The sequence below is a fragment of the Pseudomonas sp. AFG_SD02_1510_Pfu_092 genome (assembly GCF_003331055.1).
GTDB lineage: Bacteria > Pseudomonadota > Gammaproteobacteria > Pseudomonadales > Pseudomonadaceae > Aquipseudomonas.
Window position 1 is genome coordinate 40109 of sequence record NZ_PUQD01000038.1, and the last position, 8417, is coordinate 48525.

The following is an 8417-nucleotide window of genomic DNA, read 5'->3' on the forward strand; positions in this document are numbered from 1 at the left end:
GAGAGAAGTGCATGACGCAAGTCACGGTGAAAGAACTGGCCCAAGAGGTCGAGGCACCGGTAGAGCGCCTGCTGCAGCAGATGCGTGAGGCAGGTCTGCCGCACACCGACGCCGGTCAGGTAGTGACCGACAATGAGAAGCAGACCCTGCTGACTCATTTGAAGAGCAGCCACAAGAGCAAGGCGGAAGAACCGCGCAAGATTACCTTGCAGCGCAAAACCACCAGCACCCTGCGTGTCGCCGGTAGCAAGAGCATCAGCGTAGAAGTACGCAAGAAGAAAGTATTCGTGCAGCGCAGCCCGGAAGAAATCCAGGCTGAGCAGAAGCGTGAGCTGGAAGAGCGCCGCGCGGCTGAAAACGCCGCTCGCGACAAGGTCGACGCCGAAGTTCGCCAGCGCAACGAAGAGCAGGCTCGCCGTCAGGCCGCCGAAACTCCGGCTGCCGCCCCTGCGCCTGCCGCCAAGCCTGAGGCGGCACCTGCTGCTGCCCCGGCTCCGGTAGTTGCCGACGCTCCGGCGTCCGAAGACGCCGCAGCCCGTGCTGCCGAGCGCAAGAAGGACGAAGCTCGTCGCAACGAAGGCCGCACCCGTGACGAAGACCGTCGCCGTGGCGAGGCCCCGCGCGTGTCGATCAAGGTCAAGGTCAAGGAGAAGGAAAAGGCTCCGACGCCTCGTGCCGCGCCGCGCACCACCGATGAAGAGAGCGATGGCGTACGCCGTGGCCGCGGTGGCAAGAGCAAGCTGAAGAAGCGCAACCAGCACGGCTTCCAGAACCCGACCGGTCCAGTCATTCGTGATGTGACCATCGGCGAGACCATCACCGTCTCGGAACTGGCCCAGCAGATGTCGGTCAAGGCCGCTGAAGTGGTCAAGTTCATGTTCAAGCTGGGTACCCCGGTCACCATCAACCAGGTGCTCGACCAGGAAACCGCTCAGCTGGTCGCCGAAGAACTGGGCCACAAAGTGACCCTGGTCAGCGATACCGCCCTGGAAGACTCCCTGGCCGAATCGCTGAAATTCGAAGGTGAAGTCGAATCGCGTGCGCCGGTCGTTACCGTCATGGGTCACGTTGACCATGGTAAGACCTCGCTGCTCGACTACATCCGTCGTGCCAAGGTTGCCGCTGGCGAAGCCGGTGGTATCACCCAGCACATCGGTGCCTACCATGTGGAAACCGACCGCGGCATGGTCACCTTCCTCGACACCCCTGGCCACGCTGCGTTCACCGCAATGCGTGCCCGTGGTGCCAAGGCTACCGACATCGTCATCCTGGTGGTGGCGGCGGACGACGGCGTGATGCCGCAAACCCGCGAAGCCGTTCAGCATGCCAAGGCAGCTGGCGTTCCGCTGGTGGTCGCGGTGAACAAGATCGACAAGCCGGGTGCCGACCTCGACCGCATCCGCAACGAGCTGGCCGTCGAAGGCGTGACCTCCGAGGACTGGGGTGGTGACACTCCGTTCGTCAAGGTTTCGGCGAAGATGGGTACCGGCGTCGACGAGTTGCTCGAAGCTGTCCTGCTGCAAGCCGAGATTCTCGAACTGACCGCTACCCCGACCGCCCCAGGTCGTGGTGTGGTTGTCGAATCGCGCCTGGACAAGGGCCGTGGCCCGGTGGCGACCATCCTGGTTCAGGACGGTACCCTGCGTCAGGGCGACATGGTCCTGTGCGGTTCCAACTATGGCCGCGTGCGCGCCATGCTCGACGAGAACGGCAAGCCTGTGAAGGAAGCCGGCCCGTCGATCCCGGTCGAAATCCTCGGCCTGGACGGTACCCCGGAAGCCGGTGACGAGCTGTCCGTGGTTGCCGACGAGAAGAAAGCCCGCGAAGTTGCCATGTTCCGTCAAGGCAAGTACCGCGAGGTCAAGCTGGCCCGTGCTCACGCCGGCAAGCTGGAAAACATCTTCGAGACCATGGGTCAGGAAGAGAAGAAGACCCTCAACATCGTCCTCAAGACCGACGTGCGTGGTTCCCTGGAAGCACTGCAGGGTTCGCTGTCGGGCCTGGGCAACGACGAAGTTCAGGTGCGCGTGATTGGCGGCGGCGTCGGTGGTATCACCGAAAGCGACGCCAACCTGGCGCTGGCTTCGAATGCAGTACTGTTCGGCTTCAACGTGCGTGCCGATGCCGGTGCGCGCAAGATCGTCGAGCAGGAAGGTCTGGATATGCGTTACTACAACGTGATCTACGACATCATCGAAGACGTCAAGAAGGCCCTGACCGGCATGCTCGGCAGCGATGTTCGCGAGAACATCCTGGGTGTCGCCGAAGTCCGTGACGTGTTCCGTTCGCCGAAGTTCGGCGCCATCGCTGGCTGTATGGTCATCGAGGGTACCGTGTACCGCAACCGTCCGATCCGCGTACTGCGCGAAGACGTTGTGATCTTCGAAGGCGAGCTGGAATCGCTGCGTCGCTTCAAGGACGATGCCTCCGAAGTGCGTAACGGCATGGAGTGCGGTATCGGCGTGAAGAGCTACAACGACGTCAAGGTCGGCGACAAGATCGAAGTCTTCGAGAAAGTCCAGGTGGCTCGTACCCTTTAAGGGCGAGCGAGCCGCAAGCGCCCGCTGCAGGGCGGCTTGCGGTACCTCTTCAGGTAGCGCCCGGTCAGGCCTTTGGTCTGTCCGGGCGTTTGCCGCTTTAAGTTACAGGTAGCAAGAATGGCCAAAGAATATAGCCGTACCCAACGTATCGGCGATCAGATGCAGCGCGAGCTGGCCGAGCTGATCCGTCGCGAAGTCAAAGACCCGCGTGTCGGTCTGGTTACCATCACTGCCGTCGACGTCAGCCGTGACCTGGGCCATGCCAAGGTGTTCATCACCGTCATGGGCGAGGAAACCCCGGACGCCGTCCAGCAGTCGCTGAAGGCGCTGAACAGCGCTGCCAGCTTCCTGCGTTTGCACCTGGGGCGCTCGATGCAGCTGCGCAGCGTGCCGCAACTGCACTTCCACTTCGATGAAAGTGTCAGCCGCGGTGTCCACCTGTCGGCGCTGATCGAGCGTGCAGTGGCCGAAGACCGCCTGCACAAGGATGCCGACAAGCCGGACGCCGAGGAGTAAGCGGTGGCCCAGGTCAAACGTATCCGCCGCAACGTCAGCGGCATCATCCTGCTCGACAAGCCGCTGGGCTTTACCTCCAACGCCGCACTGCAAAAGGTGCGCTGGTTGCTCAACGCGGAAAAGGCCGGCCATACCGGCAGCCTCGACCCGCTGGCGACCGGTGTGCTGCCGCTGTGCTTTGGCGAAGCGACCAAGTTCTCGCAGTACCTGCTCGATTCCGACAAGGGCTACGAAACCGTCATGCAGATGGGCCAGACTACCAATACCGGCGATGCCGAAGGTGAGGTGCTGCAGACCCGCGAGGTGACCGTTGGTCGCGCCGACATCGAGGCGCTGCTGCCACGTTTTCGTGGCCAGATCAGCCAGATTCCGCCGATGTACTCGGCGCTCAAGCGTGACGGCCAGCCGCTGTACAAGCTGGCACGTGCAGGAGAGGTAGTGGAGCGCGAGGCGCGTTCTGTTACTATTGGCCGCCTGGAGTTGCTCGAGTGCGAAGGCACCCGTGCACGGTTGAGCGTCGGATGCAGCAAAGGCACCTATATCCGCACCCTGGTGGAGGATATCGGCGAGGCCCTTGGCTGTGGCGCCTATGTCGCCGAGCTGCGCAGGACCCAGGCCGGGCCCTTCGCGCTGGCACAGACAGTCACCCTCGAGGAACTCGAACAGGCCCACGCCGAAGGCGGCAACGAAGCGCTCGACCGCTTCCTGATGCCTTCCGACAGCGGCCTGCTGGACTGGCCACTGGTGTGCCTGTCCGAGCACAGTGCGTTCTACTGGCTGCATGGGCAGGCGGTACGCGCGCCGGACGCGCCACAATTTGGCATGGTCCGGGTACAGGATCACAATGCGCGCTTCATCGGTATCGGTGAAGTGAGCGAAGACGGGCGCATTGCGCCGCGTCGGCTGATTCGGTCGGAATGACCGAAACCGCGGGGCCAGGCGATTGCCCAGCCCCACGGCATCAAGGGTGGCTGTCAGTAGGCACGGTCACACCTTTTTTATTAATACAGGGATTTGTCCCTGGCCTATTGGACCCCGCATGCGGGATCCGTTATCAGGAGAAGCCACATGGCCCTCAGCGTTGAAGAAAAAGCTCAGATCGTTGCCGAATACCAGCAAGCCGCCGGCGATACCGGTAGCCCGGAAGTGCAGGTTGCTCTGCTGACCGCCAACATCAACAAGCTGCAAGGCCACTTCAAGGCCAACGACAAAGACCACCACTCCCGTCGTGGTCTGATCCGTATGGTCAACCAGCGTCGTAAGCTGCTGGATTACCTGAAGGGCAAAGACACCACTCGTTACAGCGCCCTGATCGGTCGCCTGGGTCTGCGTCGCTAATAGCGGCCTGACCAGTGGTGTGCATGGCGTGTCGCAGGCTTCGCCAGGGCTGTTTTACAGCGCTGTCGTTGGACACGCCACGCGTATCTCCGAGGTTGGCAGCCTGGCAATGCTGAGCGGATTTTCCGCTTGGTGCCAGGCTCCCAGCCTCGTGTTGTATCTGGACGGTCAACGGGGCCGATTCCCTGTTCTGCCCAAGAATTCGCAAGAAACCAGTTCCCCCAGAGCCACTGAAAAAGGTAGGAAACCGTGAACCCGGTAATCAAGACTTTCCAGTTCGGTCAATCGACCGTTACTCTCGAAACGGGCCGTATTGCCCGTCAGGCAACCGGCGCCGTGCTGGTTACCGTCGACAACGACGTCACCGTGCTGGTGACCGTGGTAGGTGCCAAACAGGCTGATCCAGGCAAGGGTTTCTTCCCGCTGTCGGTTCACTACCAGGAAAAGACCTACGCCGCCGGCAAGATCCCGGGTGGCTTCTTCAAGCGTGAAGGCCGTCCTTCCGAGAAAGAGACGCTGACCTCGCGCCTGATCGACCGTCCGATCCGTCCGCTGTTCCCGGAAGGCTTCATGAACGAAGTGCAGGTCGTCTGCACCGTGGTTTCCACCAGCAAGAAGACCGACCCGGACATCGCTGCGATGATCGGTACCTCGGCTGCCCTGGCCATTTCCGGCATTCCGTTCGAAGGCCCGATCGGCGCCGCCCGTGTTGCCTTCCACGAAAGCACCGGCTACCTGCTGAACCCGACCTACGAGCAACTGGCTGCTTCGAGCCTGGACATGGTCGTTGCCGGTACCGAATCGGCTGTACTGATGGTTGAATCGGAAGCCAAAGAGCTGACCGAAGACCAGATGCTGGGCGCCGTGCTGTTCGCTCACGACGAATTCCAGGCCGTGATCCAGGCCGTCAAGGAACTGGCCGCCGAAGCCGCCAAGCCGACCTGGGACTGGCAGCCAGCCCCGGCCAACGTCGAGCTGATGAACCTGGTCCGTGGCGAGTTCGGCGAAGCCGTTTCGCAGGCCTACACCATCACCCAGAAGGCTGACCGCTACAACCGCCTGGGCCAGCTGCGCGACGAGGCCATCGCCCGTCTGAGCAACGAAGAGACCGGCCCTTCCGCCAGCGCCATCAAGGAAATTTTCGGCGAGCTGGAATACCGCACCGTCCGCGAGAACATCGTCAACGGCAAGCCGCGTATCGACGGCCGTGACACCCGCACCGTGCGCCCGCTGAACATCGAAGTCGGCGTACTGCCGAAGACCCACGGTTCGGCGCTGTTCACCCGTGGCGAAACCCAGGCCCTCGTCGTCGCGACCCTGGGTACCGCCCGTGACGCCCAGCTGCTGGACACCCTGGAAGGCGAGAAGAAAGACCCGTTCATGCTGCACTACAACTTCCCGCCGTTCTCGGTGGGTGAGTGCGGCCGTATGGGCGGTGCCGGCCGTCGTGAAATCGGCCACGGTCGCCTGGCCCGTCGTGGCGTGCAGGCGATGCTGCCGAGCGACAGCGAATTCCCGTACACCATCCGCGTGGTTTCGGAAATCACCGAATCCAACGGTTCCAGCTCCATGGCTTCGGTCTGCGGTGCTTCCCTGGCCCTGATGGACGCCGGTGTGCCAATGAAGGCGCCGGTTGCCGGTATCGCCATGGGCCTGGTCAAGGAAGGTGACAAGTTCGCCGTTCTGACCGACATCCTGGGTGACGAAGACCACCTGGGCGACATGGACTTCAAGGTAGCCGGTACCGCCAAGGGTGTGACCGCGCTGCAGATGGACATCAAGATCAACGGCATCACCGAAGAGATCATGGAAATCGCCCTGGGCCAGGCCCTGGAAGCGCGCCTGAACATCCTCGGCCAGATGAACCAGATCATCGCCCAGTCGCGTAGCGAGCTGTCGGCCAACGCCCCGACCATGATCGCGATGAAGATCGACACCGACAAGATCCGTGACGTCATCGGTAAAGGCGGCGCCACCATTCGCGCCATCTGCGAAGAGACCAAGGCTTCGATCGACATCGAAGACGACGGCTCGATCAAGATCTTCGGCGAAACCAAGGAAGCGGCAGACGCTGCCAAGCAGCGCATCTTGGGCATTACCGCCGAAGCCGAGATCGGCAAGATCTACGTCGGTAAGGTCGAGCGCATCGTTGACTTCGGTGCCTTCGTCAACATCCTGCCTGGCAAGGACGGCCTGGTGCACATTTCCATGCTGAGCGATGCTCGCGTCGAGAAAGTCACCGACATCCTCAAGGAAGGCCAGGAAGTCGAAGTACTGGTACTGGACGTGGACAACCGCGGCCGTATCAAGCTGTCGATCAAGGACGTTGCTGCCGCCAAGGCTTCGGGCGTCTGATAAACGCCCCGCAGTAGAAAGAAGGGTCCCGCGAGGGGCCCTTTTTTTATGCCGCTGCGGAACCTTTTGCGGACTTGCATCTTGCATGCAGGTTTATCGTGCGGATTGCAGAATGCACGACGCCGCCAAGCTGAGTAATTTCCTAACTCATTGATTTAAAAGGAAACAAGCGAAACGGCAAAGCTGGCACAGCGCATGCAACTACCTTCATACCTGACGCCAGGACATACGGCGCAGACCTTTCGATAAACAGGAGTGACTCACATGAAGAAGTTCGCCATTGCTGCCGCTACTGCTACCGCTCTGACCCTGACCATGGCCAACGGCGCGTTCGCTGCAGAGCCAACCCAGGCTCCAGTCATGTTGGCCGCCAACACCGTGGACAACGCCAAGCAGGAAGGTTCTGACACCTGGATCACCACCAAGGTGAAAGCGGACTTGCTGACTGAAAAAGGTATTCCAGGCAGCGACATCAAAGTCGAAACCAGCCAAGGCGTCGTCTCGCTGTCGTCTGATGTGGCAGTGACTCAGTCCCAGAAAGAAGAAGCCGTGCGCATCACCAAGAACATCAAAGGCGTCAAGAGCGTCATGTCTGACGGCCTGAAAGCCGAGTAAGGAATGTCCCGTCGGCCAAACGGATTTGGCCACCTTTGCTCCAGGCCCCGGCTTCTTGCCGGGGCTTTTCATTGTGCTGCTAGAACACCGGATTACGCGCAACCACATCGCTTTCGAAGCATTCCTGTTCGACTATCAGCGGTTCGACCAATGGCCGGCTGTCACGAAAATGCGCGGTCTGGGTGTGTGCTTCATAGGCCTCGTCATCGCGATAGATCTCGTACAGGTAGATCAGCTCCGGGTCGACCCGGTCCTGCGACACATCGAATACCAGGCAACCGGCTTCGGTGGCGACCGAAGCTGCGGCATTGACCTTGATCGCGTTCAGAAAATCCTCTGCGCAACCGGGCTTCACCCGGGTCTTGATGAACAGGCTATACACAAGGCGTTCCTTTTGTTTTAAATTCAATTGTGAATTGTATACAAAAATGGAGCTTCGCCAATGTCCGAATTGCCTGCCCGCCCTGGTCGCCTGAACGGCCTGCGCCATATCGCCTTGCTGGTACCCAACCTGGAGGAGTGCGAACGCTTCTACGTCGATGTGTTGGGTATGGAAGTGCTGAACCGCGCCAATGAAGACCTGGTGTACCTTACTTGCGGTAACGACAACCTGTCGCTGGGGCGCGGGGCCGGGGCGGCCAATGGTTTGCAGACCTTGGATCACTATGGATTCATCGTCGATAGCGTGGAGGAGCTGGAAGCCTGGTACCAGTATTTCAAGGCCCATGGCGTGACCTTGCTGGATCGGCCGTTCAATCATGGTGACGGGGCGCGCAGTTTCCATCTGCTGGACCCGGCAGGTAACAAGGTGCAGCCGCTGTATCACCCGGCGGTGTCGGGGCAGCGCTTGGTCTGAGGCCTGTACCGGCCCTTTCGCGGGGGTGGCCCCCCCCCCCCCCCCCCCCCCGGGGGGGGGGGGGGGGGGCGCCCCCCCCCCGCGCCCCCCGCGGGGGGGGGGGGGCGCCCCGCGCCCCCCCCCCCGGGGGGGGGAGGGGGTGGGAGGGGGAACCAGGCGCCCGCGGCCCGCGCCCCGCGCGGCGGCGGCGGGGGGGC

8 protein-coding genes are annotated in these 8417 nt (G+C 61.8%); 7 read left to right on the plus strand and 1 reads right to left on the minus strand.

The window, feature by feature from the left end; translation table 11 throughout:
- Nucleotides 1-11: 11 nt before the first annotated feature.
- The 6 genes from infB (at nucleotide 12) to C6A77_RS16590 (ending at nucleotide 7364) form a co-directional block, all read left to right on the plus strand.
- A complete protein-coding gene (infB, locus tag C6A77_RS16560) occupies nucleotides 12-2540 on the plus strand; it encodes a translation initiation factor IF-2 (protein WP_114170428.1) in 2529 nt (842 codons plus the stop codon).
- A gap of 117 nt (nucleotides 2541-2657) precedes the next feature.
- Nucleotides 2658-3056 (plus strand): 30S ribosome-binding factor RbfA, encoded by a 399-nt coding sequence (gene rbfA, locus C6A77_RS16565; RefSeq protein WP_025340699.1) that lies wholly within the window; start codon nucleotides 2658-2660, stop codon nucleotides 3054-3056.
- Nucleotides 3057-3059: 3 nt separating this feature from the next.
- Nucleotides 3060-3977 carry a tRNA pseudouridine(55) synthase TruB gene (gene truB / locus C6A77_RS16570; RefSeq protein ID WP_114170429.1) on the plus strand — a complete coding sequence of 306 codons (918 nt, stop codon included), beginning with the start codon at nucleotides 3060-3062 and terminating at the stop codon, nucleotides 3975-3977.
- A 147-nt stretch (nucleotides 3978-4124) separates the two neighbouring features.
- Complete coding sequence (gene rpsO, locus C6A77_RS16575; protein ID WP_003249971.1) at nucleotides 4125-4394, plus strand: 30S ribosomal protein S15; 270 nt, start codon at nucleotides 4125-4127, stop codon at nucleotides 4392-4394.
- Between the two features lie 249 nt (nucleotides 4395-4643).
- A complete protein-coding gene (gene pnp / locus C6A77_RS16585) occupies nucleotides 4644-6749 on the plus strand; it encodes a polyribonucleotide nucleotidyltransferase (protein WP_114170431.1) in 2106 nt (701 codons plus the stop codon).
- 264 nt (nucleotides 6750-7013) lie between these two features.
- Nucleotides 7014-7364 carry a BON domain-containing protein gene (locus C6A77_RS16590; RefSeq protein ID WP_025340697.1) on the plus strand — a complete coding sequence of 117 codons (351 nt, stop codon included), beginning with the start codon at nucleotides 7014-7016 and terminating at the stop codon, nucleotides 7362-7364.
- Between the two features lie 79 nt (nucleotides 7365-7443).
- On the opposite strand, the gene C6A77_RS16595 is transcribed toward C6A77_RS16590, so the two are convergent.
- Nucleotides 7444-7746 (minus strand): putative quinol monooxygenase, encoded by a 303-nt coding sequence (locus C6A77_RS16595; RefSeq protein WP_114170432.1) that lies wholly within the window; start codon nucleotides 7744-7746, stop codon nucleotides 7444-7446.
- 60 nt (nucleotides 7747-7806) lie between these two features.
- Here C6A77_RS16595 and C6A77_RS16600 point away from each other — a divergent pair, with 60 nt between their 5' ends.
- Entirely contained in the window at nucleotides 7807-8220 is a 414-nt protein-coding gene (locus C6A77_RS16600; protein ID WP_010955354.1) for a VOC family protein, read from the plus strand.
- Nucleotides 8221-8417: the final 197 nt, after the last annotated feature.

Coding starts and splice junctions, on each gene's coding strand:
- C6A77_RS16590 (WP_025340697.1), top strand. CDS start 7,014: ATGAAGAAGTTCGCCATTGCTGCCGCTACTGCTACCGCTCTGACCCTG.
- rpsO (WP_003249971.1), top strand. CDS start 4,125: ATGGCCCTCAGCGTTGAAGAAAAAGCTCAGATCGTTGCCGAATACCAG.
- C6A77_RS16600 (WP_010955354.1), top strand. CDS start 7,807: ATGTCCGAATTGCCTGCCCGCCCTGGTCGCCTGAACGGCCTGCGCCAT.
- rbfA (WP_025340699.1), top strand. CDS start 2,658: ATGGCCAAAGAATATAGCCGTACCCAACGTATCGGCGATCAGATGCAG.
- infB (WP_114170428.1), top strand. CDS start 12: ATGACGCAAGTCACGGTGAAAGAACTGGCCCAAGAGGTCGAGGCACCG.